Annotated in this window: 20 protein-coding genes; 14 read left to right on the top strand and 6 right to left on the bottom strand. The window is 59.3% G+C overall.

Annotated features, from left to right (window positions below; genetic code table 11):
* Nucleotides 1-159: 159 nt before the first annotated feature.
* Together PMW70_RS08715 and PMW70_RS08710 are read left to right on the top strand one after the other, a co-directional pair.
* Nucleotides 160-1,350: a pyridoxal phosphate-dependent aminotransferase gene (locus PMW70_RS08715; protein ID WP_271744615.1), complete on the top strand. Its 1,191-nt coding sequence runs from the start codon at nucleotides 160-162 to the stop codon at nucleotides 1,348-1,350.
* A 159-nt stretch (nucleotides 1,351-1,509) separates the two neighbouring features.
* Nucleotides 1,510-2,331 (top strand): PHP domain-containing protein, encoded by an 822-nt coding sequence (locus tag PMW70_RS08710; protein WP_271744614.1) that lies wholly within the window; start codon nucleotides 1,510-1,512, stop codon nucleotides 2,329-2,331.
* Nucleotides 2,332-2,408: 77 nt separating this feature from the next.
* On the opposite strand, the gene rlmD is transcribed toward PMW70_RS08710, so the two are convergent.
* Nucleotides 2,409-3,857 (bottom strand): 23S rRNA (uracil(1939)-C(5))-methyltransferase RlmD, encoded by a 1,449-nt coding sequence (gene rlmD / locus PMW70_RS08705; RefSeq protein WP_271744613.1) that lies wholly within the window; start codon nucleotides 3,855-3,857, stop codon nucleotides 2,409-2,411.
* A 435-nt stretch (nucleotides 3,858-4,292) separates the two neighbouring features.
* Between rlmD and PMW70_RS08700 the strand changes: the two genes are divergently transcribed.
* From PMW70_RS08700 to PMW70_RS08685, 4 genes are all read left to right on the top strand, one after another.
* Nucleotides 4,293-5,150 (top strand): transporter substrate-binding domain-containing protein, encoded by an 858-nt coding sequence (locus tag PMW70_RS08700; protein WP_271744612.1) that lies wholly within the window; start codon nucleotides 4,293-4,295, stop codon nucleotides 5,148-5,150.
* A gap of 150 nt (nucleotides 5,151-5,300) precedes the next feature.
* Nucleotides 5,301-5,954, top strand: a complete 654-nt coding sequence (locus tag PMW70_RS08695; protein ID WP_416378079.1) for an amino acid ABC transporter permease — start codon at nucleotides 5,301-5,303, stop codon at nucleotides 5,952-5,954.
* Entirely contained in the window at nucleotides 5,947-6,711 is a 765-nt protein-coding gene (locus tag PMW70_RS08690; RefSeq protein WP_271744611.1) for an amino acid ABC transporter ATP-binding protein, read from the top strand. Before PMW70_RS08695 ends, PMW70_RS08690 begins: the two co-directional genes overlap by 8 nt.
* Before the next feature lie 310 nt (nucleotides 6,712-7,021).
* Nucleotides 7,022-9,097 (top strand): elongation factor G, encoded by a 2,076-nt coding sequence (locus PMW70_RS08685; RefSeq protein ID WP_271744610.1) that lies wholly within the window; start codon nucleotides 7,022-7,024, stop codon nucleotides 9,095-9,097.
* Between the two features lie 112 nt (nucleotides 9,098-9,209).
* On the opposite strand, the gene PMW70_RS08680 is transcribed toward PMW70_RS08685, so the two are convergent.
* Both PMW70_RS08680 and PMW70_RS08675 read right to left on the bottom strand, forming a co-directional pair.
* Nucleotides 9,210-10,175, bottom strand: a complete 966-nt coding sequence (locus PMW70_RS08680) for a DNA/RNA non-specific endonuclease (RefSeq protein WP_118376815.1) — start codon at nucleotides 10,173-10,175, stop codon at nucleotides 9,210-9,212.
* Nucleotides 10,176-10,304: 129 nt separating this feature from the next.
* Nucleotides 10,305-11,315 carry a LacI family DNA-binding transcriptional regulator gene (locus PMW70_RS08675; RefSeq protein WP_233502874.1) on the bottom strand — a complete coding sequence of 337 codons (1,011 nt, stop codon included), beginning with the start codon at nucleotides 11,313-11,315 and terminating at the stop codon, nucleotides 10,305-10,307.
* Between the two features lie 414 nt (nucleotides 11,316-11,729).
* Between PMW70_RS08675 and PMW70_RS08670 the strand changes: the two genes are divergently transcribed.
* The 6 genes from PMW70_RS08670 to PMW70_RS08645 all read left to right on the top strand — a co-directional run bounded on the left by PMW70_RS08670 (nucleotide 11,730) and on the right by PMW70_RS08645 (nucleotide 17,720).
* Entirely contained in the window at nucleotides 11,730-13,202 is a 1,473-nt protein-coding gene (locus PMW70_RS08670) for a PTS fructose transporter subunit IIC (RefSeq protein ID WP_271744609.1), read from the top strand.
* Between the two features lie 144 nt (nucleotides 13,203-13,346).
* Nucleotides 13,347-14,615, top strand: a complete 1,269-nt coding sequence (locus tag PMW70_RS08665; protein ID WP_271744608.1) for a class II D-tagatose-bisphosphate aldolase non-catalytic subunit — start codon at nucleotides 13,347-13,349, stop codon at nucleotides 14,613-14,615.
* A 125-nt stretch (nucleotides 14,616-14,740) separates the two neighbouring features.
* Nucleotides 14,741-15,424 carry a fructose-6-phosphate aldolase gene (gene fsa, locus PMW70_RS08660; RefSeq protein ID WP_117757862.1) on the top strand — a complete coding sequence of 228 codons (684 nt, stop codon included), beginning with the start codon at nucleotides 14,741-14,743 and terminating at the stop codon, nucleotides 15,422-15,424.
* A 62-nt stretch (nucleotides 15,425-15,486) separates the two neighbouring features.
* A complete protein-coding gene (locus PMW70_RS08655) occupies nucleotides 15,487-16,317 on the top strand; it encodes a transketolase (RefSeq protein WP_271744607.1) in 831 nt (276 codons plus the stop codon).
* A complete protein-coding gene (locus PMW70_RS08650) occupies nucleotides 16,317-17,255 on the top strand; it encodes a transketolase family protein (protein ID WP_271744606.1) in 939 nt (312 codons plus the stop codon). The genes PMW70_RS08655 and PMW70_RS08650 overlap by 1 nt, the downstream gene beginning before the upstream one ends.
* A 12-nt stretch (nucleotides 17,256-17,267) precedes the next feature.
* A complete protein-coding gene (locus PMW70_RS08645; protein ID WP_271744605.1) occupies nucleotides 17,268-17,720 on the top strand; it encodes a PTS sugar transporter subunit IIA in 453 nt (150 codons plus the stop codon).
* 144 nt (nucleotides 17,721-17,864) lie between these two features.
* Here the strand turns inward: PMW70_RS08645 and larE are convergent, their stop codons facing one another.
* Complete coding sequence (gene larE, locus PMW70_RS08640; protein WP_271744604.1) at nucleotides 17,865-18,743, bottom strand: ATP-dependent sacrificial sulfur transferase LarE; 879 nt, start codon at nucleotides 18,741-18,743, stop codon at nucleotides 17,865-17,867.
* 173 nt (nucleotides 18,744-18,916) lie between these two features.
* Here larE and PMW70_RS08635 point away from each other — a divergent pair, with 173 nt between their 5' ends.
* The gene (locus PMW70_RS08635) at nucleotides 18,917-19,567 is read left to right on the top strand and encodes an HAD family hydrolase (protein WP_271744603.1); all 651 of its coding nucleotides are present in this window, start codon (nucleotides 18,917-18,919) and stop codon (nucleotides 19,565-19,567) included.
* A 201-nt stretch (nucleotides 19,568-19,768) separates the two neighbouring features.
* Here PMW70_RS08635 and PMW70_RS08630 read toward each other — a convergent pair whose 3' ends face one another.
* Both PMW70_RS08630 and PMW70_RS08625 read right to left on the bottom strand, forming a co-directional pair.
* A complete protein-coding gene (locus PMW70_RS08630; protein ID WP_271744602.1) occupies nucleotides 19,769-20,974 on the bottom strand; it encodes an ATP-binding protein in 1,206 nt (401 codons plus the stop codon).
* A 215-nt stretch (nucleotides 20,975-21,189) separates the two neighbouring features.
* A complete protein-coding gene (locus PMW70_RS08625; RefSeq protein ID WP_271744601.1) occupies nucleotides 21,190-22,323 on the bottom strand; it encodes a LacI family DNA-binding transcriptional regulator in 1,134 nt (377 codons plus the stop codon).
* A gap of 330 nt (nucleotides 22,324-22,653) precedes the next feature.
* Here PMW70_RS08625 and glmS point away from each other — a divergent pair, with 330 nt between their 5' ends.
* Entirely contained in the window at nucleotides 22,654-24,501 is a 1,848-nt protein-coding gene (gene glmS / locus PMW70_RS08620; RefSeq protein ID WP_271744599.1) for a glutamine--fructose-6-phosphate transaminase (isomerizing), read from the top strand.
* Nucleotides 24,502-24,527 lie beyond the last annotated feature (26 nt).

Here is a 24,527-nt window from a genome sequence, read left to right as displayed (position 1 = left end):
AGTTTCGGAAACGGCTATTGAAAGCGTCCTAGTGTTCGCTTCTAATAAAGAAGGCCAAGATTCGGGACGCAGTTCAATTTAAGTCTGTCCCCAATCAACATTGCTGCGGCACTTTGCTCAGCTAAAGCGTACAATACCGCCTATGCGAAAGGGGAACAGATGATCAACGAAACTATGTATGCTCGCGGTGCGGAAAGCCCCATCATCCGTGAGATCTTTAGCTATGGCCTTGAACGCAAGGCGCAGATCGGTGCGGAGAACGTATTCGATTTTTCGCTGGGCAACCCGAGTGTTCCGGCGCCCGCTGCTGTGGCTGAGTCCATTAAGAAGGCCTTGGAGCTGCCGAGCGACCAGCTGCATGGATACACGCCTGCACCGGGTTTGCCGCAGTGCCGTACCGCCGTGGCTGAGTCGCTCAATCGCCGTTTCGGCACGAGCTATGAGGGCAAGGATGTCTTTACGACCGTGGGCGCGGCGGCTTCGCTCACCTGCACACTCAATGCCGTTACCAATCCGGGCGATGAGGTCATTGTTATCGCCCCGTACTTCCCGGAGTATCGCGTGTGGATTGAGAAGGCCGGCTGTACGTGTGTCGAGGTGCCCGCCAATGAAGACACGTTCCAGCTGAGCGTGGGTAATGTGCTCAAGGCGATTACCGATAAAACGGCGGCCGTCATTATCGACTCGCCAAACAACCCGACCGGTGCCGTGTATACGCGCGACACGCTGACGCGACTGGCCAATGTTCTGCGCGAGGTCAACGCCAAGCGCGATCCCGAGAACCCGATCATGCTTATCTCGGATGAGCCGTATCGCGAGATTGTCTATGGCGCCGAGGTGCCTTGGGTGCCTTCGATCTACGAGCACACCATCGTGTGCTATTCGTACTCCAAGTCGCTGTCGCTGCCGGGCGAGCGCGTGGGCTGGATTTTGGTTCCCAACACCAACCCGCAGGCGGCGCGTCTGATGCCGGCTGTTGCGGGTGCCGCCCGTACGCTGGGCTTTGTGTGCGCACCGGCGCTCTTCCAGCGCGTGATTATCGATTGCATCGATGAGCCGAGTGACGTTGAGGCCTATGCACGCAACCGCACGGCGCTCACCGATGCATTGGCGGAGTACGGCTACACCTATGTTGAGCCGGACGGTGCTTTCTACCTGTGGGTGAAGGCGCTCGAGCCCGATGCAAATGCATTTTGCGAGCGCGCGAAGAAGTACGAGCTGCTCGCGGTGCCTTCGGATAGCTTTGGCATGCCGGGCTGGTTCCGCCTGGGCTACTGCGTGAGCTATGAGACAATCGTCAACTCGCTGCCTGCCTGGAAGCAGCTGGCCGACGAATATCGTCGAAAGTAAAGCGCTCTGCTTACAATGTTTTACGTGAAACGGGGTTTGGTTTTAAGCCAGACCCCGTTGTCTATGCCGTTGTGTGATTGGGATGAAGCAGTTTTACGACTGCCGAAAGCTATGCGTACAATGAATATACGCGACGGCCACACTGGATAAGGAGACCCGATGCCCTACCTTCTTTCTTGTGATATTCATACTCATACGATGTTCTCTGCGCATGCATATTCGACCATTGAGGAGAATGTGTACTGGGCGGCAGAGCGTGGTCTGCAGGTGCTCGGATCTGCCGACCATCTGAGCTCTATGGTTACAGCCTGCCCCAATGACCTGCGCAGTTACCAGTTCTTTATCAACCAGGATATCTGGCCGCGCATTTGGAGCGGCGTGCTGGTGCTGCGTGGTGCCGAGGCTGATATCGTTTCGCTGGACGGAAGCCTATTTGGCGAGGACATTCCCGTTTCGCTCGATATTGCCGGCGATTCGTATAGTCGTGAGCATTCGCTGTTCGATTTGGTTACGCGCAATTTGGATTATTTGGTTGCGAGTGTGCATAATCCGCAGCTCGCTGAAGGCGCGACGCTCGCCCAGACGACCGAGATGTATATCAATGCTCTGGAGCACCCCAAAGTGTTTATGCTGGGCCACACGGGTCGCTCGGGTGTTTCCTTTGATATCGATGAGGTGTTGTTGGCGGCAAAGGCCAAACACAAGATTATCGAGATTAACAACCATAGTCTTGAGCATGGTACCGATGCCGAGCATTGGGGCGCTTGCCGCAAGATTGCCGAGCGCTGCGCCGAACTGGGCGTGGGGATTGGCGTCTCGACCGACGCGCACATTGGTATGGCAATTGGCAAGCTCGATCAGGCGCGCAATATGCTCGATGAGATTCACTTCCCGCTGGACCTGATCGTGACGCGCGATCGCGAGACGCTGCTGCGCGAGATGGCGGCAGCCGGCGTGTGTGACCTGCGCAAGAGCATGTAACGGGCTCATATATCCAACGAAAGGGGGCGGTCCAGACGGGCCGCCCCCTTCTTGTCCCAAAAATCTACCGGTGTTGGTTAGCGGCGCTCGAGGACCGCGACGGTCTCGGTGTGGTCGGTATGGGGGAACATGTCGACCGGCGTGATCTTGAGCAGGCGATAGCCTCCGTCGAGGAGCTGGTGCAGGTCACGCTCTTGGGTCACGGGGTTGCAGCTGATATAGGTGATGCGGCGCGGCTTGAGTGCGCAGGCGGCTTCGAGGAACTCGGGGGTGGAGCCGGCGCGCGGCGGGTCGATGGAAAGGACGTCGACGCGCTCGTTGTTATCGGCGGCGTCCAGGATGTAGTCGGTGGCATCGTCGGCCATAAACCAGGCGCTGCGGGTAAGGCCGTTGAGCTCGGCATTGCGACGTGCGTCGGCAATGCCCGCCGGGTTGCGCTCCACGCCGAGCAGCATAATGCCGACGCCCCTGTCCTGGGCATCCTTCGCGGCGCACAGACCGATGGTGCCGCTGCCGCAGTAGGCATCCATAAGCACATCGCCCTGGCGCAGGTCCATGCCTTCGATGGCGAGCCGGTAGAGCAGTTCGGTCTGCTGCGGGTTGGTCTGGTAGAACGCGGTGGGGGAGATGTCGAACTCGCAGCCGAGCAGCTGGTCGCGCATGCACTCGGCGCCATAGACGATACAAGTCTCCTCACCCAAGATGGCGTTACCGGGACGGCCATTGATATTTTGGGCAACGGTGACGATATGCGGATCGAGTGCCGCGACGGCCTCAAAGAACTCCTGTGCATGCGGTAAGTCACGCTGGGCGGTCACGAGCGTAACCATGACCTGGTCGGTACGCCAGCCGCGGCGGACGACGGCATAGCGAAGCAAGTCAAGATGTTTGTCCTCATTAAACGCGGGAATATGCAGCCGCTCAGCTTCGCGTGCGATGCCGTTGAGAATCTGACGGGCACCCGGCGCCTCGACAGGACACTCGGGTACGGCAACGATCTTGTGCGTGCCGCGCTCAAAGAAACCGCAACGGACAGCGCCCTCCTTACCGGGAGCAAAGGGAGTGGCAGCCTTATGACGAAAGCCACGCGGCGCAGGATATTTACCCGGGTCGCCCAGGGTAACACCCATACCGCGAATGGGATCAACGGCAATACCCTCGCGCTCGCAGAGCTCAGCAAACAGCTCTTCCATAGCAGCCTGCTTGGCCGCCAGCTGCTTCTTATAAGGACGATTGAGCGCCGTGCATCCACCACAAGCCCGCATGATGGAACAAGGCGACTTGGGATCCACGGCCTTTCGCGCAGGCGAAACCGAATCTTTATGTGGGCGCTTGGTGCGAGTCTGAGATGCCTTGTCCTCGCTCCGACGAGAGCCGGGACGCTTGGCCTTAGTCTTGCCCTTAGCCGACTTGCTTTTTGCAGCTTTAGAAGACTTGGATTTCGTAGAGGATTTCTCCTCTTTTGACCCCTCAGCCGCTTCCACCAAAGCACGACGAGCCCTACGCTCCGCACGAGATTCTGCCATGAATTAACCCCACTATTAAAGAAAAAGAAAAGTCCGAAGCAATTGTACCGTGCATTCAACGTGCCCGTTTGGAGAGGAGGCTATTTAAGGTTCCGGGCACGTTGTCTCCCGGCTGGGTGGCGCCCGGCGCGGAGTTTAATTTGTCGCGAGTTCCGCACGAACAGGAGGCCACTTAATGTGGCCTCCGTCGTGAGCAGGACTGTAGAGCAGCAAATTAAACTCCGCGCCGGGCGCCACCCAGCCGGGTGCTCCAACCTAGTGCTCCATGCGTGCTTTCCGTCTTGCGCAGGACTGTAGAGCAGGAAACTTAATTATGCGCCGCTCCCCGTCCGCGTCTGGCAAACCCTCCCTTGTACTCTATCAAGGTAAAGTGTATGATGCTGAACGTTACATGATTCACTTTACCTAACTAAAGTGCTATCAAGGGGGAATACCATGAATACCGATATGTCTCGTCGTCAGTTTGTTGGTCTAGCCGGCTCACTCGCTACGGTTCTAGGCCTTGGCCTGGTTGGCTGTGGCGGTGCCGATAAGGGCTCCGCTGCTGGTTCTGCCGCAGCCAAGGACGTGAAGGGTGCCGCGGAGTCCAAGAAGCTCGTCGTGGGCTTTGACAAGTCCTATCCTCCGTATGGCTTTGTGGGCGACGATGGCGAGTACACCGGCTTTGACCTCGACCTTGCCAAGGCCGTTGCCGATAAGCAAGGCTGGGAGGTCAAATACGAGGCTATCGACTGGGATGCCAAGGACACGCTGCTCAACTCGGGTGCCATCAACTGCATCTGGAACGGCTTTACCATGGAGGGCCGCGAGGACGACTACACGTTCTCCGAGTCTTACATGCTCAACGAGCAGGTGCTCGTGGTCAAGAAGGACGCGGGTATCAAGAGCTGGGACGATCTTGCCGGCAAGACCGTGATTACCCAGACTGATTCCGCCGCACAGGACGTGCTCGAGGGCGACCAGAAGGATCTGGCCGCGACGTTTGCCACGCTCGATACCATCGGTGAGTACAACACGGCGTTTATGCAGCTCGAGAGTGGTGCAGTCGATGCCGTTGCCTGTGACCTCTCGATCGCTCAGTATCAGCTTGCCGCCAAGCCCGATGCCTATACGCAGCTCGACAAGCCGTTGTCCAGCGAGCACTACGCCGTTGGCTTTAAGAAGGGCGACACCAAGTCCGCCGATGCCGTGACCGAGTCGCTCAAGGCGCTCTATGAGGACGGCACGGTCAAGGACCTGTGCGATAAGTACGCAAGCTATGGTCTGTCCTTCGACAACTGGGTTCTCAAATAGCGGCTTTCCCAGGCACCCGATTTTGCCGTTCAAACCGTCGCTTGCGTACATTTAGTACGCGGCGCTCCTCTTTCACGGCAAACTCGGGCACCTGGAAAACCCGCTTTAGCATTGGGTTCGCTGTTCCGTTACTGTGAAAGAGGGCTTGGGTTGTCTATTCAGGTCATGATGCAGATGCTTGGCCAGGGATTCTTGGTCAGTTTGCAGCTGTTTGTGCTGACGCTGCTGGGGTCGATTCCGCTGGGAATCCCCGTGGCGTTTATGCGCATGAGCAAGATTGCGCCGCTTCGCTGGATTGCGCGCATCTACATTTCGGTCATGCGTGGCACGCCGCTTATGCTGCAGATGTTTGCCATCTACTTTGCCCCGTACTACGTGTTTGGCATCTCGCTCACGCCCGATTCCAAGTGGGCGGCGTGCGTCGTGGCATTCATCATCAACTACGCCGGCTACTTTGCCGAGATCTATCGCTCGGGCCTGCAGTCTATTCCGCGTGGTCAATATGAGGCCGCCGAGGTGCTGGGTTACTCGCGCCTGCAGACGTTTTTGTACATTGTGATGCCGCAGGTCGCTAAGCGCATCTTGCCGGCGATGGGCAACGAGATTATCACGCTGGTCAAGGACACGTCGCTGGCATTTGCCATTGGCGTGGGCGAGATGTTCTCGACGGCCAAGGCGCTGGTTGCCTCGCAGGTGAGCATGGTGCCGTTTGCGATTGCGGCGCTCATCTACTGGGTCTTTAACTTTGTGGTCGAGATGCTGCTGGGCGCCGCCGAGAAGAAGCTGGACTACTACCATGACTAACTCAGTGATGAAAATCGAAAGCGCGCGCAAGGCGTTTGGCGGCAATGAGGTGCTCAAGGATATCTCGCTCGAGGTAAAGCGTGGCGAGGTCGTGGCGATTATCGGTCCTTCGGGCGGCGGTAAGTCTACGCTGTTGCGCTGCGCCACGCTGCTCGAGACGCTCGACGGCGGTTCGCTTTCGTTTGGTGACCTGGCGGTTGCAACGGACGCGGGCTCGGGCACGGTATACGCGAAGGGCGATGTGCCCAAGCGGGCGCGCTCGCGGTTTGGCTTGGTGTTCCAGAACTACAATCTGTTTCCGCACTATACCGTGATCAAAAACATCACCGATGCTCCGGTCCGCGTGCTCAAGCGCCCGCGCGAGCAGGCGGAGGTCCGCGCGCACGAGCTGATCGCGCAGATGGGGCTTGCAGGCAACGAGAACAAGGTGCCATGTGAGCTTTCGGGTGGTCAGCAACAGCGTGTGAGCATTGCCCGCGCCCTGGCGCTCGACCCGGAGATCTTGTTCTTTGACGAGCCGACCTCGGCGCTCGATCCAGAGCTGACGGCCGAGGTTCTGCGCGTCATCAAGGATCTGGCCGCGCAGAATATGACGATGGTGATCGTGACACACGCGATGCAGTTTGCCCGCGACGTTGCCGACCGCGTGGTCTTTATGGACGGCGGTCGTATTGTCGAGGAGGGACCTGCCGAGCAGGTCATCGACCATCCGCGCGAGCAGCGCACGCGTGAGTTCTTGAGCCGTATCGAGGGATAGGCTCAGGTATTTACTCAACTATTAATTGAGGCGAAGCCGCCGCAGGTCTTACGGTCTGTGGCGGCCTTTTGTTTGCGTCGACGGGGTTCAATAATCGATTCACAAGCTTGTCTCTTCCTCTCGCCGCCTGTATTCATACGTGCGCCGAAAGGTATGCATGGACAGCCGCCCGTGAGGGTAGGGTGGTGGCATAGGACATTTGGAGGGTGAGTCGGCTCGGCTGCCGACCATGCTGCTCCTGGGACGGCACCGACCGCGAACCCTCCCCGTTGGCGTCGCGCATTGCGCGCGGCCCTGCAAGGAGGTCATCATGGGTGCTCCCAAGACCGGTAACGTAAGGAACGTGGTGCTCGTAGGCCAAGGCGGGGTGGGCAAGACTTCACTCGCCGAGGCCATGCTCCACCTTTCCGGCAAGACCGCCCGCCTGGGCGGCCACGACGGCACCAAGCCCACGCTCGACTATGACCCCGAAGAGGTCAAGCGTGCATTTTCCATCTCGACGACCATTGCGCCGATAGACTGGAAGGGCGCGCGCATCAACGTGCTCGATGCCCCGTGCTATCCCGATTTTATCGGCGACGCCTATGCCGCGATGAGCGTCTGCGAGACGGCTCTGTTTGTGGTCGACGCCGAGGCCGGCCCGCAGCCTACAACGGTTAAACTCTGGTATGCCGCCGAGGACCTGCGTCTGGCGCGTGCGGTGTTTGTAAACCGCCTGTCGCGCTCCGAGGCCAGCTTTGCGACCACGATGGACCTGCTGCAGGAGCGCTTCGGTACGCGACTGGGCGCTGTGACCCTGGGCTGGGGCGAGGGCGAGGACTTTGACGGCATCATCGACCTGGTGCGCATGAAGGCACGCCACTGCAACGGCGCCGAGGCCGTTGAGTCGGAGATTCCCGAGGAGTATCGTGCCCAGGCCGAGGAAGCCCATGACCATCTGTGCGAGCTGGTGGCCGAGGCTGACGACGAACTGATGATGAAGTACTTGGAAGGCGAGGAGACGCTGACGCAGGAGGAGCTTGAAGGCCTGCTGTCTAAGGCGATCGCCGAGCGCATCTTTGTGCCGGTCTTTGCGGGCGATTGCATTAAGGAGCAGGGCGTCAACTCGCTGATGGACGACATCGCCACGTACTTCCCGGCGCCGACCGACTACGGCGAGATGCCGCTCATCGACGGTGATTCGCTTAAGATTTCGAGTGACGATGACCGTCCGGTGGCGTTTGTGTTTAAGACGCTGGCCGATCCGCAGCAGGGCCGCATCAGCTTTATCAAGGTGCTGACGGGCACGCTTGAGCCGGGTCTTGAGTTGGTCAACGCGCGTACCCGCAAGAGCGATCGTTTGGCTCACTTGTATGTGATGTGCGGCCGCGATATGACCGAGGTTGGCCATGCCTATGCCGGCGACATCATTGTGGCGCCCAAGCTGGCTGCCGAGACGGGCGATACGCTCTCGATTACCGGCAAGGTCGAGGCTGCGGCGTTTAAGTTCCCCAACTCGCAGTACCGCATTGCCATCGAGGCCGAGAATCGCGGCGACGAGGAGAAGCTCTATACGTTTATCGAGAAGGCCTGCAAGGCAGACCCGACCATGAGCATCGACCGCGACGAGGAGACTGGCCAGACCATTATCTCCGCCGTTGGTGAGGCACAGGTTTCGGTACTGCTCAACCGTCTGGAGGACCGCACCAAGGTCGCCGCCAAGAGCGTGCCGATCCGCATTCCGTATCGCGAGACCATCCGCCGCACGGCGAGCGCCCAGGGTCGCCACAAGAAGCAGACCGGCGGCGCCGGTCAGTACGGCGACTGCTGGCTGCGCGTGGAGCCGCTCATTGGGCCCGACGGCACGAGCGACGGCTATGAGTTCGTGGACGAGGTCGTGGGCGGTCGCATTCCGCGCTCGCTGATTCCCGCCGTGGACAAGGGCGTCCAGGAGACCATGAAGGACGGTATTATTGCCGGCTATCCGCTCACGGGCATTCGCGTCGCGGTGTACGACGGCTCGTATCACAGCGTCGACTCCAACGAGATGGCGTTCCGCGCGGCGGCTCGCATTGGCCTGCGCAAGGCATGTGCCGATGCCGACCCCGTGGTGCTGGAGCCCATCGAGGAAATCACGGTGACGATCCCCGAGAGCTACGCCGGTGCCGTGATGGGCGACATCTCGGCCTCGCGCGGTCGCGTGACGGGCATGGAGACCGATGAGCGCGGAGACACCGTGGTCATTGCCCAGGCGCCGCTGGCCGAGCTGACGGATTACTCGACGCGCCTGCGCTCCATCACGCGCGGCACGGGCGACTTCACCATGAAGCCTGCAGGCTATGAGCAGGTGCCTTATGACGTTCAGGCCAAGCTGGTCGAGCGCTATGAGGAGGGCCGAGCTAAGTAACGTGTGGCTTTGTCTGTGCCACGCATGTCGATGCAAGGGCCGCTCTGGGTGATCCGGAGCGGCCCTTTTTGATCCCTAGGGGATTGCAAATCGGTTCTTGTCGTGGGTAGGGCTAGTCCCCTGAGGCCTGATTGCGGCCGGTGGCGTAGTCGATCTGCACATGCGGTTGCAGGTTATAACAGTACACGTGGAAACACAGCGTCTTGCCGTGATCCTCGACCGATTGGGCCTCAAGGCGCACGCCGCGGCAGAGAAGTTCCTCTTCGTTGTACATGGGAGTGACGCGGTAGAGCACATGGTTGCCCGTGTCGTGGATGTAGCCGAGGACCTGCTCTTCAAACGGCAGCATGCCCGTCTCGTTGAGATAGCGCGTGCCGGTGAGGAGATTCTTGCGATTGGCGTTTTCGCCGCAGAGCGACCAGGCGATGAGGTGGCAACGGTTGTAGAGGCTCTGGCCCGGAATAAAGTCGTAGCGCTGCTGGTGCCATCCGGCGGGGTGGATACGCGAGATATCCCCGCGCTTGCCTTGACCGAGCGACTCGGGACCCGCACAGGCGAGCGCTTTGCGGGTGCGGCCCAAGCTGTCGAGCTTGGAGAACTTCTTAAAGCAGCCCTCTTCGGTAGCTCGTTCGTATTCGTCGAGCGTGAATGATGGCGTACCGAGCGGGTGCGTGCTGTCGGTGCGAAGGGCAACGTAGGGGTTGCCGGCGTAGTCGGGAATGCTGCTGAGATATACACCGCGGGCGCGGTTGAGGTCGGGGTTTTCGACCTCGTCGATGGGGGTGGCGACGCTGTCCGCGGAAGCGTCGTCGCCGGTGTCGGTTGCGACGGAATCGGAGCCATTGCCGGAGTCCTCGGAGCTCGCTGTTCCCGATTCGAGCCGGGCGACCAAGTCCGCTTCGTCGTCGGTACGGCTGGGACTCTCGTTTTGCTTCTCGGCCAGAGCCGCCGCCTGCTCATCACTTTGCGGCGACAGCAACTTGGGCGCCCCATCGAGCGATCCCGTAAACAGCGCAAACCCCAGCACCACGGCGGTGCCGATGGAAAGTGCTTGCTTGTAGGCGGACTTGCGCAACATGGGGGCTCCTGGATGGACGGTTGGGAATCTACTAGTCTAGCAGGAGCCGGCAGAGGCCGTTCTGTCGAACAAATACTTAAGATTTGGGACAAACGCCACTGGTTCATTTGCTTCATATTTGACGTATGGCTAGATCGAGGTGGAGTCGAGCCAGTTGAGCTTGCACTCGAGAATGCGCTGCTCGCCGGGTTGGCTGCTGCCGTCAAGCAAGGCGAGCAGCATCTCGGCCGCCTCCCTGCCTTCCTGGTCGACGGGCTCGATGATCGTGGAGACGGTCGGCGTGGTGAGGTTGGTCCAGTCTTCGCAGTTGAGTCCCAAAAGACCTATTTGCTGCGGAAGTAGATGGGCCATGGGTTGGAGGGCCTTGTAGACACGGGGAAGCGCCCATTGGTTTTGTACGAAGATGAGCGTGCGCTTGGCGGGGTTGAACTTGTATTTAAAGTATTCGGTGAGCTCGTTGATTGACGGCTTGTTGTGATCGATGGGGATGGCTTTGTAGAGCTGCCCATTCGCGGCCAATGCCTCGGCATATCCCTGAAAACGTTCCATGCGAGTGCGCATTTCGGTCATGTTGGCGGCGATGGAAAAGAAGTCTTCGTAGCCGGCGTCGAGAAGCGCCTGCGTGGCATTGTACACGCCGTCGTAGAGGTTGGTTTTGATCCAGCTGGTGCCTGGGCTGTAGATGGCCGCGTCAAAAAAGACGACGGGCTTGTCGGCGCGCTTGATGCGGTCGTGGACTGCCTTGAAATTTGCCGTGGGCTGGATGATAAAACCATCGACGCCCAGTGAGAGCATTTTGTCGACATACATGAGCTCGGTCTCGGGGTTAAAGTTGCTCGTGCAAACGACCGTCTGGTAGCCCGCGGGGAGCATGACCTGCTCCATGCCGTTGAGGACGAGGCCCGCCCATTTGTTGGTGTTATCCAAGATGATGATGGCGATGACGTGGGTTTGCTTGCCGGTGAGCGTTTGCGCTTGGGCGTTGGGAACGTATCCGAGTTCCTTGATGACGCGCGCAATCTTTGCCTGCGTCTTCTCGCTAAGCTTTTCTCGTTTGTCGTTGAGGTAATACGAGACGCTTGCCGTCGAGGTTCCCGCCTCTCGAGCGACGTCTGCGATCGTAACGCGCTGTTTTGCCACAGCGACTCCTTCCGACAGATGAGCATTTTCCAACATGATGACTTTGAGTCTTGGTGAGGGATGCGCTTTGGTGAGCGACTTTTCCTTTCATATGAGTATGCAACAAATGCGGTATATGGGTGGGGTCGAAATTTGTGACCGGCATGCGCATCTGCCGTCTACCGAGAAAATCAAATACTTCTTGACTTTTGAAATCGAGGGCAAAATCGCAGGATTCATTTTTGGTTAAACGCATAACTAAATCGCATAACCAACGCTCTGACCTGCGCGTTTACCGAAATAAGCTGGCATTAAGAAAAACGAGCACCTATATTGGTCTTGTCGAAAAGACAGCAAGTCCAAACGGCAGGGGATGCTCCGGAGGCCTCCGCAAACGGTGTCTTGCGCACGCAACTCTATGAAAAGAGGGAAGCAATGAAGATCGTAGGCGTTGCCGCCTGTACCGTGGGTATCGCCCACACGTATATGGCCCAGAAGGCGATTCAGGATGAATGCGCCGCCCGTGGCATCGAGTGCAAGGTCGAGGCTCAGGGTGGCCTGGGTATCGAGAATGAGCTCACGCAGGAAGATGTGGACTCCGCCGACCTGGTCCTGGAGTCCGTCGACGTGGGTGTCGAGAACGAGGACCGTTTTGAGCAGAAGATGGCCGAGGGCAAGTTCCTCAAGGTCGGTACTTCCGATGTGATCGCCGATCCGGTCAAGATTATCGACCAGGCTGTTGAGATCATCAAGGCGACGGGCGGTGCCGTTGACGCGCCCAAGGCCGAGGCCAAGGCAGAGAAGAAGGCCGTCTCCGCTGCCCCGCAGGCCCCGACACCGGCGTCCAAGCAGTCTATCTTTGCCGATCCGGGTAAGACACTGCTCAATGCATTCAATACCGGCGTTTCCTATTTTATCCCCATTGTCGTTATCGGTGGCGTGTTCCTCGCCTTCTCGTTGGCATCCGGTACTGCCGGTGCTAGCGGTATGGAGGTCACCAACCCGTTGATGGTGAGCCTTAATACCATCGGCATGGCCGGTATTTCCATGATGATTCCGGTGCTTGCGGCATACATCGCCTACTCGATGGCCGGCAAGCCCGCGCTCGCCCCCGGTTTTGTCCTGGGCTACTTGGTCAACAACGCCGTCGTCACTCCGAGCGGCAACAGCGTTTCGACTGGCTTCTTGGGCGCCATGATCATGGCTGTCATCTGCGGTTACTTTGTCCGCTGGATGAAGACCTGGAAGGTCAACAACACCATCCAGACCATCATGCCGATCCTGATCATCCCGATTCTGACCTCGCTCGTCCTGGGCATGGCCTACATCTACATCCTGGCCACGCCACTTGGCTTTGTGATGGATTGGCTCACCAGCGTGCTCGGTAGCCTGCAGGGCGGTTCCGCCGTCGTCTTGGGCCTGGTCATTGGCGTTATGACCGCCTTCGATATGGGTGGTCCCATCAATAAGACCGCTTCGACCTTTACTATGGCCATCATGGCCTCCGGCATCTATGGTCCCAACGGCATGTTCCGCGTCGCCGTCGCCATTCCCCCGATTGCCTGCGGTCTCGCTGCGCTCATCGCCAAGAACAAGTTCGATGACGCCGATCGCCAGATGGGTATCTCCGCACTGTTCATGGGCTGCATCGGCATTACCGAGGGTGCTATCCCCTTCGCGGTCAAGGACCTTGGCCACACCCTGCCCGGCATCTGCATCGGCTCTGCCGTGGGTGCGGCGCTCGCCGCCTTCCAGGGTATCGACTGCTACGTCCCGCACGGTGGCTTTATCGTCGCCCTTGCTACCAACAACGTCGCGCTGTTCTGCCTGGACATCGTGATCGGCTCCGTGGTCGCCGCCGCAATCCTGATTGCTATGAAGCCCGCGCTCGATAAGAAGGCCAAGTAAACCTCTAAGGACTCCGGTTGTGCGGAGGGATGGATTTGACTCCGCACAACCGCCCCTACACAACAAAATCCATCCGTACTGATAGGGCCCGCATCTGGGTCCCAGGGAACTTTTGTCAAAAATCCTCTGGAGAAGGAGAACAAAATGTCCAACCTCACCATCCGCCAGGCCGTTCAGGGCATGCTCAAGCTGCAGGATAGCGGTGATCACGCAACCATGGTCGGCATTGGCCCCATGAGCCCCAACCTGATTCAGGCCGTGTTCGAGCTTGCCAAGGACGAGGACTTCCCGCCCATGTTTATCGCCAGCCGCAACCAGGTCGATATGGACGAGATGGGCGCCGGCTACGTCAACGGTTGGGACCAGACACGCTTTGCCGCCGACATCAAGAAGGTTGCCGACGAGGTGGGCTACACCGGTCCGTACTACCTGTGCCGCGATCACGGCGGTCCGTGGCAGCGCGACGAGGAGCGTAACGCCCACCTGCCCGAGGACGAGGCCATGGAGCTCGCCCGCAAGTCCTTCGTCGCCGACATGGAGGCAGGCTTTGACCTGCTGATGGTCGATCCCACCAAGGACCCCTATCAGATCGGCAAGGTTATTCCGCTCGACGTGGTGCTTCGCCGCACGATCGACCTTATCGACTATCTTGAGCAGTACCGTCGCGAGCATAACCTGCCTGAGGTCGCCTATGAGGTCGGTACCGAGGAGACCAATGGCGGCTTGACCTCTACCGATAAGTACGAGGAGTTCATTTCTGCGCTGCAGCCCGAGCTCGAGAAGCGCGGCTGCCCCATGCCCACCTTTATCGTCGGCCAGACCGGTACGCTCACCCGTTGGACCGAGCAGGTCGGTCACTATAACTTTAAGAACGCCCGCGAGCTCGCCGACATGGCCAAGCGCTATGGCGTGGGCCTGAAGGAGCACAACGCCGACTACCTGGATGACGCGACGCTGCTCGAGCACATTCCGGCTCACGTGACCGCTTCCAATGTCGCTCCCCAGTACGGCACCGAGGAGACCCGCGCTTACCTCAAGCTCTGCGCTACCGAGCGGATTCTGGTCGACAACGGCCTGTGCGACGATCCCTCCGACCTGTATCACACGCTGCTGGTCAAGGCTATCAAGACCGAGCGCTGGCGCAAGTGGATGACCGGCGACGATGTCAACCTGCAGGTTGACGACATTCTGGCCGACGACGAGCTCAGCCTGAAGATTCTGGATGTATCCGGCCACTACGCCTTTAACGATCCCGAGGTCAAGGATCAGGTCGAGAAGCTCTATCGCAACCTCGCTGCCCAGGACATCGACGGCAAGCGCTTTGTGATCGAGCACATCAAGCGCCCGATCAAGCAGTACGTCGTCGGTCTTAACCTCAAGGGCGTCACGAGCCGCATCGAGAAGGCTCTCTAAGTAGCTTTTCCTACACGACGCCGGGCCTGGGGCATGTCCCAGCTGCAGGCCCGGCACATAGGACAAAGGGACATCCCCTTTGTCCTATTTTTTGAGTTTTGGATTCCTCCGAAGGAGTTTGCACCATGAAGTTCTTTATCGATACCGCCAACCTTGACGAGATCGCCGAGGCCAAGAGCTGGGGTTGTCTTGCCGGCGTCACCACCAACCCGTCCCTGTATGCCAAGACCGGTGGCAAGCTTGCAGACTTTGAGCCTCACATGCTCAAGATCGCCGAGCTCTGCGAGGGGCTGCCCGTGTCCGCCGAGTCCACCGCGACTACTGCCGAGGGCATGATCGAGGAGGGCAAGCGTCTTGCCGCCCTGGCCCCCAACATTGTGGTTAAGCTTCCCGTGTGCGAGGCCGGCCTCGCCGCCTGCCGCGCCCTGGCTGATGCGGGCGTGCGCGTCAACATGACGCTTGTTTTCTCGCCGACCCAGGCCCTGATGGCCGCTAATGCCGGCGCTCGCTACATCAGCCCGTTTGTCGGACGCTTCGACGACATCGCCGAGGACGGCATTTCACAGCTCGACAACGTTGTGACCTGCATCAAGAACTATGACTGGACCGGCAAGAACGTGGACGATACCGTCGAGATCATCACCGCATCCGTCCGCACGCCCAATCACGTGACCCAGGCAGCGCTGCTCGGTGCCGATATTGCGACCGTCCCCATGGCCGCTCTTAAGAAGTGCCTGCATCACCCGCTGACCGACCAGGGCCTCGCTTCGTTTGAGGCCGACTGGAAAAAGGTCGTCGAGGCGCAGTAACGATGGTTCTGCCGGCCCAGCATTTGTTATGCCGGGCCGGCGTGCTCAAGAGAGGAAACTCCATGACCGATCAGGAACTGGCCAGGATTGCCAATGAGGTTCGCCGCGGCATTGTCACGGGCGTCCATGCCGCTAAGTCGGGGCATCCGGGTGGATCGCTTGGCGCCGCCGACATTATGACCTACCTCTACTTTGAGGAAATGGATGTCGATCCGGCGAATCCCAGCTGCGCTAAGCGCGACCGCTTTGTGCTCTCCAAGGGGCATTGTGCTCCGGCGCTCTATGCCGTGCTCGCCGAGCGCGGGTTCTTCCCCAAGGAGGAGCTCGAGACGCTCCGTCATATCGGCAGCCGCCTGCAGGGCCATCCCAATATGAATGACACACCGGGCGTCGACATGTCTACCGGTTCGCTCGGTCAGGGCATTTCCGCCGCGGTTGGAATGGCACTCGCTGCAAGGCACTGGGGCGACAGCTACCGCGTTTACACGCTGTTGGGCGACGGTGAGTGCGAGGAGGGCCAGGTGTGGGAGGCGGCCATGTTCGCCGGCAACCACGACTTGGGTAACCTCGTCGCTATCGTCGACCACAATGGCTTGCAAATTGATGGCAGTATCGACGAAGTCAACTCGGCTATGCCGCTTGCCGACAAGTTCCGTGCCTTTAAGTGGCATGTGATCGAGCTCGCCGACGGCAACGACATGGCGCAGATTGCCGCCGCCTTTGCCGAGGCCCGCAAAGTGAGCGGCGCACCCGTGGCCATTGTCGCGGAGACGGTGAAGGGCAAGGGCGTCTCCTTTATGGAAAACCAGGTTGGCTGGCACGGCAAGGCACCCAACGATGAACAGTTTGAGCAGGCCATGGCCGAGCTCGCAGCAGCAGGGGAGGAGCTCTAATGGCAGACGTCAAGAAAGTTGCCACGCGCGTTAGCTACGGCGAGGCACTTGTCGAGCTGGGCAATGAGCGCGATGACTTTGTGGTCCTCGATGCCGATTTAGCCGCCGCCACGCAGACCGGTAAGTTTAAGGCTGCGCACCCTGAGCGCTTCTACGACGCCGGCATTGCCGAGAGCAACTTGATGGGGCTTGCCGCCGGCATTGCGACCACGGGTCGCGTCGCCTTTGCGAGCACCTTTGCCATGTTCGCCGCCGGTCGTGCGTACGAGCAAGTGCGTAATTCCATCGGCTATCCGCACCTCAACGTCAAAATCGGCGCTACGCATGCGGGTATTTCGGTCGGCGAAGACGGCGCTACGCATCAGTGCTGCGAGGACATCGCGCTCATGCGCACGATTCCGGGCATGACAGTGATCGTTCCCGCCGATGACACCGAGGCTCGTGCTTGCGTGCGCGCCGCCTATGAGTTTGAGGGTCCGGTCTACATGCGCTTTGGGCGTCTGGCGACACCGGTCATCAACGACCGCGAGGACTATGAGTTTAAGATCGGTCGCGGCGTGGTTGTGCGCGAAGGCTCCGATGTGACCATCATTGCTTGCGGCCTTATGGTCGCCGAGGCGCTCGAGGCGGCCGAGACGCTCGCTGCCGATGGCATCGACGCCGAGGTCATAAATATGCACACGATTAAGCCGCTCGACGAGCGCCTGGTTGTGTCCAGCGCAAAGAAGACCGGTCGTGTGGTGACCGCCGAGGAGCACTCAATTGTCGGCGGATTGGGCGAGGCCGTTGCGACGGTGCTTGCGGAGCAGCATCCGGTGCCCGTGCGCCGCGTTGGCGTGCGCGATGTGTACGGCGAGTCCGGCCCTGCGGTCGACTTGCTGCATAAGTACGGTCTGGACGCCAAGGGTATCGAGGCCGCGGTCAGGTCCGTGTTGTAAGGAGTTTTTTCCATGGGATTTGTATCTGCCAACCAGGTAACGATTGGGCATGCCGCCGCAACGCGCGAGGATGCATTGCACTATTTGTCTGAGCAGGCTGTTGAGCTTGGCTTTGCCGACGATGCCTCTGCCGTCGAGGCCGCCTTTATCGCTCGCGAGAACGAGGCCGAGACGGGCCTTGTCGCCGGTTTTGCCGTTCCGCATGCCAAGAGCGACGCGATCCATACGCCGGGCGTTGTTGTGCTCAAGCTGGCCGAGCCCGTTGAGTGGCCGAGCTTTGATGGCGTGCCCGTCGATGTCGCGCTTGCGTTGTACGTGCCCGCCGGCGAAGCAGGAACCACGCACCTGCGCCTGCTGTCCAAGGCTGCCGTGATGTTGATGGACGTCGGCTTCCGCGACAAGGTGCGTGCGAGCGCCGATCCTGTTGAAATCGCCGAGCTTATTAACGCCGGGCTCGAGGACTAGGGTTAACCTGGCCACTCAATCAATCGATCCTTCTCCAAGGAAAGGGGCCGCAACGCCATACGACGTTGCGGCCCTATTTGTGTTTTCCCAGATAAAACCTGCCAAAATAAACCTGTCCCTTTTTGGTAGGTTAAACGGCGTAACCTAAAGGTTCATGTTGCCGTGGATGTAGGGGGTGACCTCGGGGGAGATGTGGCCGCAGCCTAGGTTGCGCAGCACGGACTCGATGGCGGCGGGCAGCGGGGCCTTTCCCTCGTCGTTGACCACGGTACCGCCGAGGGCGGCGATCTTGGCGACATCTGCCGGGGCGGCTTCGATATGCATGCAGCCGCCGACCAGGCGTGCGCGGACCTGCGCCAGGTCAAGATCGTGCAGATAATCCTCGCAGGCGCGGATTAAATCGACCTTCTCGCGCGTAAGCTTCTCGCCCGTGGGGACGCGCGTGGCAAGGCAGGCCCCCGCCGGCAGGTTCCAAACGGGATAGCCCCATGCGCGCAGCAGCTCGCGCTCTTCGTCCTTGGTGAAGCCGACCTCCATAAGGGGTGAGCGCACGCCGAGCTCTTCTGCCGCACGCATGCCGGGGCGGTAGTCACCGCGATCGCTTGCATTGCTGCCATCGATGACGGTGGGAAAGCCTAGCGACTTGGCGTGGTTGACGATGGCGGTAAAGCCGGCGCGCTTGCAGTGGTAGCAGCGGTCGGCATCGTTGCAGGCTACCTGGGGGAGCTGCAGCTGATCGACCGAAAGATTGAGCACGGGGAGCATAAAATGCGGACCCTCATCGGTTTGTCCGTCAACGGACCGCTCAAACGAAGCCTGCTCGGGTGTGCCGATGAGCGGCGTGGTGAGATGGACGAGGAGGGTATTGGTAGGCATAATGCGGGCGCATACGGCGGCCAAAAAGCTGCTGTCAACGCCGCCGGAAAACCCGATAGCCACGCGCCCGTATGCCAAAAGCAGCTGTTCGAGCGCCGATAGCTTGTCTTGAAGCTCCTCTGCGGGTGCCGTGGTGTCTAAAATCATGAAACGATCCTTATCGTTGAGTACTCGGTCGAAAACTATAATCCTAATGCGTTACTTGCCATAAGACTTCTATCTATGTAACGAAAGTGCAATATGCTATATACGTTATATACAAGTTTACAGGTGCGGTAAAGTTGCTGGAGTACAGCAGCGCGAAGCGATGGGGGACCGATATGATCAAGGCCGTTATTTTCGACATGGACGGAACGCTGGTCGATACCGAACGTTTGGGTATCAAGGCGTGGAAGGCGGGCGCGGCCGAGCTGGGATTCGCGATTGATGAAGCGCTGATCCATCAGTTTATCGGCCGCACGCTGCCCGATGTTATGGACATCCTTGATAAGCATTACGGCAGCCATGAGACCACCGAGGCGATCTATCGTCGTCACAAGGAGATTCGCGACGAGATGGTCAAGACCGATCTGGAGCTTAAGGACGGTGCCGCCGAGTGCCTCGACGGGCTGCTGGCTGCGGGCTATCACGTGGGTCTTGCGACGTCGTCGCGTCACGTCACGGCCGAGCGCAACCTCAAAATGGTCGGTCTCTTTGACAAGTTTGAAACGGTGACCTGCGGCGAGGACGTCGTGCACGGCAAGCCCGACCCCGAGATGTACCTGCTCGCCTGCGAGCGCACGGGCTTTGCCCCCGAGGAGTGCGCCGTGGTCGAGGATTCGCGCAACGGTTGCGTCTCGGGCATCACGGCCGGTTGCCACGTGTTTGCCGTTCCCGACATCGTGCCGCTGCCGCAGGACGTGGTGGATGGCTGCGAGGCCGTGCTCGATACGCTGTTCGATCTGACGGCGGCGGTCAAGGCCGTGCGCTAGCGTTTGCACGCGAGTCGCCATGCCCCGCGCCCGATCCCGCAGGACGGTGACGGTAACGGCGCCTGCGTGGAGGCGCTGACGCAGTCAGCCCCTCTTATCACGCCAAGATTGCTGTTTTGGCCGATAAGAGGGGCATTGTGCTTTAAGCGACTGGGGCTGCGGCCTTGGTAAGGAGCTGGCGGAGGGTTATGACGCTACAAGTTACTCCAGGAGCCAGTCGATCACGTTGCGCTTACGGACTCCTTCGTAGTTCGCGTCCGCAAACAGCGTGTCGAGCGTAAGAAGCGTCTTGGGGTAGTTGTCTCGGACTTTCTTAAAGGGGGCCAACTCTCGATTGAGGGTAGTTTCGTCGAGCGTTGTGGCTGAAACCTGAAAATAGGCTGTCTCGTCTGACTTTAGGGCAACAAAATCGATTTCCCCGCCGTCGATATCGCCCACGTAGACGTCGTATCCACGGCGTAGGAGCTCGAGATAAACAACATTTTCGAGGATATGACCGATATCGCTGCTTTGGGTTTTGACGAGAGCGCCTCTAAGTCCAAGGTCAACGGCGTAGTATTTGCCGTTTGTTGAAAGAAGCTGCCGACCGCGCACGTTATAGCGCGGAGCAAAGTACAGCACAAGGCTGTCTGTTAAGCCTTTGAGGTATTTGGCTACGGTTTTCTGGTCGGTTTTGTTGCCGTTGGACGAGAGCGTGTCGGAGATTTTTTTAATCGAGATCCGGTTTCCAATGCTATGGAGTAGGAACTTGGTGATATCGCGCAGGGTCGGGACGTCCGAGACCTTCAGGCGTTCGATAACGTCGCGTATGACGATGGTATCGTAGAGGCTCATAAGATAATCGCGCGCCTGGGGTCCCTGAATACCCGTCTCGGCGATAAAGGGAAAAGAGCCCCTGGTTATGTACTCGTCAAACAACTGCGCGGGAGCCTTTCCGTCATTGGTTTTTGCCGAGCAAAACTCTTTAAAGGATAGGGGCAGCATCTTGAGCTCTACGTAGCGGCCGGAGAGCAAAGTTGCCAGCTCGCTCGAGAGCAGATAAGCGTTGGAACCGGTTATGTAGAGGTCGACATTGTCCTTGATAAAAAGACTGTCGACGGCTTTTTCGAAATGCTCGACGTGCTGTATCTCGTCCAGAAAAACGTAGTTCATCTTATCGGGGACGAGTCTGGCGGAAATGTAGTCGTAGAGTGCTCTATACGACGTAAGCGACTCGAACTCCAGGTCTTCAAAGTTGAGGGATATAACCTGGCCGCCTGTGATTCCATGATCGCGCAGGTAGCTGCGGTAGATTTCGAATAGCTTTGATTTGCCGGACCTTCGGACGCCCGAAACGACCTTGATGACGTGCGAGTCTTTCCACGAAATGAGCCAGTCGAGGTACTGTTTGCGATCAATCAGATTCATGAAGCCTCTTTCTTGGCGAGAAAAAACTGGAGCAAAATCAATACTTATAGGAAATTTCTAAAAATATGGAATTGAATCCATCTTAGCAAAAAAGTTAATAAAAAACGGATTATATGCCATAAATTTCCGTAGCCGCAGGCCCGGCTAAATGGGGAGGGCACGTGGGGCCAACAAAAACGCCGCAGCGTAGTTATTTCCGCTGCGGCGTTTATTTGTTACAGGTAAGCGCCCAGGTTGATGTCGGTTATAGGGGCCGCGGATGGGCCCGTCGGGTGCTGCTCGGCCTTTTGGGTGCTCACACGCTCGAGCAAGAAGGGGCGCACGAGCTCCTGACGGTTAATGTCCTCGGTGGCCGTGACCGTGGTGACGGTGCGCGCGGCGGAGCCGATGCGGACTCGTTTGGTCTTGGCGGCAGGTTTATCCTCGATTTGTTCCATGAGCAGCTGCACGCCCTTGCGGCCGATCTCGTAGCCCGGTGGTGCAACCGTGGTGAGGGGGACCGATCCGCTCCAGGCAAGTGGGTTGCCATCGCAGCCGGCAACAAGAATCTGGCCGGGGACGGAAATGCCCTTGTCGGTCAGCGCCGAGATAACGCCCGAGGCCAATACGTCGGTCAGGCCGATGACAAAATCGGGGCGCTCGTCAGCAGGGCGTTCGGCAATCTGGGTACCGATGCTGTAGCCGTCGGCTGCGGTATTCCACTCTCCGGCATCGATGACCTCAATTTTGATATCGGGATGTAGGGCGAGCGCCTTGTGAATGCCAAGGACGCGCAGGGTGAGTTGCATAAATGCTGCTCGGCCGACGACGACAATATGGCGCGCGCCACGGGCGATGGCGAGTTCGGCAATGATGCGACCCTGGGCCTCGTTGTCGGCCGCTACGTAGTAGCCGGGCTCAGAGCAATGGATGTCCAGATGGACGATCGGCACGGGCATCTTGGTCATGGCGGGGTGCCAGTCGGGGGATGCCATGGGCTGAACCATAACGCCGGACATCTGGGTGCCCATAAAATAGCGCAGGTAATGGTCCTGGAGAATATCGTCGTTATCGGCGTTGGCGATGAGCAGGTCGTAGCCGTGCTTGCGGGCCTCGTTGTGGGCGCCGCTGGCGATTTGGAGCGAAAAGCCATGATCGAGACGGGGGAGCACCAGGCCAAAGGACTTGGTGGCACCGCCCGCGAGCTGACGAGCGCTTTGGTTGGGCAGGTAGCCCAGTCGATTGATGGTTTCGTTAATGAGCTTGAGGGTCTCGGGACGCAACTTTTCGGGATGGTTGAGCGCGTTGGAAACCGTGCCCAACGAAACCCCGGCTTCGCGCGCGACGTCGCTGATTTTAACCTTTGCCATAGCGGCCCCTTTGATGCGTTTCAAGTACAAGCCAGATTGTAGCATCGCCCGCCCCCGGGGTGGCAAAACCTGCCAATTAGGGACAGGTTTATTTTGGCAGGTTTTATCTGGGGAAACGATGCTGCCAGACCAAGCCACCACAAAGGTGCCTGTTCCCATTGTGGTGGTTTGGACCGGCTGGACGTGTGTGCATCGGGTGGTATCTAAGTTGAGATACCACTTCTGGTATATCAGCTTGCGTTTGCGTGAGTACAATACTCGAACGTTGTACGTCTCAGCGCCCCTTGTGCGTGGACGTCTTGCAGTCACGCGAACGAAGGGATTTGTCCTATGTGCGGAATTGTCGGCTACACCGGCTTTGATATTGCAAAGAACATCCTGGTCACGGGCCTTAAGCGTATGGAGTATCGCGGCTATGACTCTTCGGGCGTCGCGCTCGAGGTGGGCGAGGGCGCCGCGGCGCACCTCGACGTCATCCGTCGCGTGGGCAAGGTCGCGGGCCTGGAGAGCGAGCTTTCCAACATCGACAGCGACGCTACCTGCGGCATTGGTCACACCCGCTGGGCCACCCACGGCAAACCTTCCGTCGTTAATGCCCATCCCCACACCAGCTGCGACGGTCGTATCGCCATCGTCCACAACGGCATCATCGAGAACTTCGCCGAGCTGCGCGAAGAGCTGGAAGGCCGCGGCCACCACTTTAAGAGCGAGACCGATACCGAGGTCTTCGCGCATCTGATCGAAGAGGCTTATGCCGAGACGCACGACCTGATGGCCTCCGTGCGCGAGGCTTGCACCCACGTGGTGGGCGCCTATGGCTTGGCCGCCGTTTCCGCCGATGAGCCTGGCGTGATCGCCGTGGCTCGCAAGGACTCCCCGATCGTAGTCGGCGTGGGCGAAACCGGCTCCTATGTTGCTTCCGATGTCATCGCGCTCATCGACGCAACCCGCGACGTCGTGGTACTCGAGGACGGTCAGTTTGCCAAGCTCGCGCCCGCAGGCGTCGAGTATACCGACGAGGCCGGCAATGTGATTGAGCCCAAGGTTACCCATATCGACTGGGATCTGGACATGGCCGAAAAGGGTGGCTACCCCGACTTTATGCTCAAGGAGATCCATGAGCAGCCGCGCGTCGTGCGCGATACCCTGGTGGGCCGCATGACCCCCGCCGGTGAGCTCGATATCGATGAGCTGGGCCTTTCGCTCGAGGAGCTCAACGATATCGACCGCGTCTACGTGATCGCTTGCGGCACCAGCTACCACGCCGGTCTCATTGCCAAGAACCTCATCGAGGGATGGGCTCGCATCCCCACCGAGGTTGAGGCGGCCAGCGAGTTCCGCTATCGCAATCCCATCATTACGCCGACGACGCTTGTCGTTGCCGTGTCCCAGTCGGGCGAGACGGCCGATACCCTTGCCGCCATTCGCGACGCGCGCATCAAGGGTGCCAAGGTCTTCGGTATCACCAATGTGGTGGGCAGCCCGGTGGCGCGTGAGAGCGACGGCGTCATCTACACCAAGGCCAACAAGGAGATCGCAGTCGCCTCGACCAAGAGCTTTATCGGCCAGGTCGTGAGCCTGACGCTGCTGGCCCTGCTGCTGGCGCAGGTTAAGTACCGCTTGACCACCAAGCAGGCGCGCATGCTGTTCCGCGAGCTTTCCGATACGGCCGAGCAGATTCAGTGGATTTTGGATACCCAGACCGAGTCCGTGCATGAGGCCGCCCTGCTGTGCAAGGACGCGCAGTCGGCGCTGTTCGTGGGCCGTGGCATGGGTGCCGCTATCTCCTACGAGGGCGCGCTCAAGCTCAAAGAGGTTAGCTACCTGCACGCCGAGGCCTACGCCGCCGGCGAGATGAAGCACGGCCCCATTGCCCTGATCGACCCGGGCTTCCCTGTCATCGCCGTGGCCACCAAGAGCGCAACGTACGACAAGACCGTGTCGAACCTCATGGAGTGCAAGGCACGCGGCGCCACGGTCATCGTCGTTGCTACCGAGGGCGACGAGGAAATCAACAAGATCGCCGACTGCATCGTCCGCGTGCCGGCAGTCCGAGACGTGTTCAGCCCCATCACGGCGAGCGTTCCTCTGCAGCTGCTCGCCCGCGAGGTCGCCATCCTGCGCGGCTGCGACGTCGACCAGCCCCGTAACCTGGCCAAGAGCGTCACGGTAGAGTAGTTGGTTCCGCCGTTCTAGCGACTAAG

This window comes from Collinsella aerofaciens (assembly GCF_028209625.1).
Classification (GTDB): domain Bacteria; phylum Actinomycetota; class Coriobacteriia; order Coriobacteriales; family Coriobacteriaceae; genus Collinsella; species Collinsella aerofaciens_AM.
The sequence above is the reverse complement of the archived record's forward strand: the minus strand, read 5'-3'. Positions and strand labels throughout refer to the sequence as shown.